Annotated in this window: 1 protein-coding gene; it reads right to left on the bottom strand. The window is 64.7% G+C overall.

Annotation, left to right across the window (positions count from 1 at the left end):
• Window positions 1-1845: beta strand repeat-containing protein (locus ACLIRY_RS26970; RefSeq protein ID WP_413208507.1), on the bottom strand; the 1845-nt coding region annotated here is incomplete at both ends.

The raw sequence follows: 1845 nt of genomic DNA, 5'->3' as shown, positions 1-1845 counted from the left end.
GGTTGGCCGCAGTCAGCGCCGTACCGATGGGAGCCGTCTCGTCCTGACCGAGGACCATTCCGCCAACCGAGACGTCTCCGGTCTGGTTAATGGTCAGGACCCCCTCTGACTGCAGATGGCCGGCGGCTCCGACGGTCAGGGTTTCGCCGGTCAGGCTGGTCCCGCTCTGGCCAATGATCTTGCCATCGTTGGTGGTTGTGCCACCGGCCGTCAGGGACAGGCCCCCCTCTGACTGCAGATGGCCGGTGGCCCCGACGGTCAGGGTTTCACCGGTCAGGGTGGTTTCGCTCAGGCCGATGATCTTGCCATCGTTGGTGATTGTGCCACCGGCCTTCAGGGACAGGCCCCCCTCTGACTGCAGATGGCCGGTGGCCCCGACGGTCAGGGTTTCGCCGGTCAGGCTGGTCTCGCTCAGGCCAATGATCTTGCCATCGTTGGTGGTGGTGCCACTGGCCGTCAGGGACAGGTCCCCCTCTGACTGCAGATGGCCGGTGGCCCCGACGGTCAGGGTTTCGCCGGTCAGGCTGGTCTCGCTCAGGCCGATGATCTTGCCATCGTTGGTGGTTGTGCCACCGGCCTTCAGGGACAGGCCCCCCTCTGACTGCAGATGGCCGGTGGCCCCGACGGTCAGGGTTTCGCCGGTCAGGCTGGTCTCGCTCAGGCCGATGATCTTGCCATCGTTGGTGGTGGTGCCACTGGCCGTCAGAGACAGGACACCATCGGACTGCAGATGGCCGGTGGCCCCGACGGTCAGGGTTTCGCCGGTCAGGGTGGTCTCGCTCAGGCCGATGATCTTGCCATCGTTGGTGGTTGTGCCACTGGCCTTCAGGGACAGGACACCATCGGACTGCAGATGGCCGGTGGCCCCGACGGTCAGGGTTTCGCCGGTCAGAGTGGTTTCGCTCAGGCCAATGATCTTGCCATCGTTGGTGGTTGTGCCACTGGCCTTCAGGGACAGGCCCCCCTCTGACTGCAGAAGGCCGGTGGCCCCGACGGTCAGGGTTTCGCCGGTCAGGGTGGTCTCGCTCAGGCCGATGATCTTGCCATCGTTGGTGGTTGTGCCACCGGCCGTCAGGGACAGGACACCATCGGACTGCAGATGGCCGGTGGCCCCGACGGTCAGGGTTTCGCCGGTCAGGGTGGTCTCGCTCAGGCCAATGATCTTGCCATCGTTGGTGGTTGTGCCACTGGCCTTTAGGGACAGGACACCATCGGACTCGATCTGCCCCGTAGTGCGGTTGGTCAAAGTGACGCCGAAAAGGGTTGTCGTCTCGAGCCCGGCGATCAAGCCGCCATTGTCGAGCAGACCATTATCCGGGGCAGCTGGGGCTCCGGCTTCCCCCAGGCTCACAGACAGGACCTTGCCGCTTTGCAACCAACCGGCCGCCCCTTGGACGAGGGATCGCGCCGACAGGGTCGTGGTATCCGCGCCCAGCAGGGTGCCGTCGTTTTTGGCCTGCTTCGTGACGATCAGGGAAAGGGCCTCCTTGGACTCCATCTTGCCCGTTTCCCGGTTGGCCAGGTTGCCCATGGACAGGGTCGTGGTTTTCAGGCCGACCATGGCGCCCGCATTATCCAGGTCGTCGTCCAGGGTAATGGCCAAGGCTCCCTCGGACTGAAGCTTTCCCGTTTCACGCTGGGCGAAGCGGCCTGCCGTCACGGTGGTGGCGTCCAACCCATAGAGAGTGCCGTCGTTTTGGACCGCCCCGTCCACGGTCACACCCAAGACGCCATTGGATTGGATCTGGCCGCCGCTCCGGTTGGTCAGCGCACCGCCGGTCAGGCTGGTTGTCCCCAAGCCCAACACAACACCCGCCGTATCGATGGCCTCGCCACCCTGGAGTG

The organism is Rhodospirillum sp. A1_3_36, from assembly GCF_047263945.1.
GTDB lineage: Bacteria > Pseudomonadota > Alphaproteobacteria > Rhodospirillales > Rhodospirillaceae > Rhodospirillum.
Note: the sequence above shows the minus strand (reverse complement) of the source record. Positions and strands in the feature narration are given on the sequence as shown.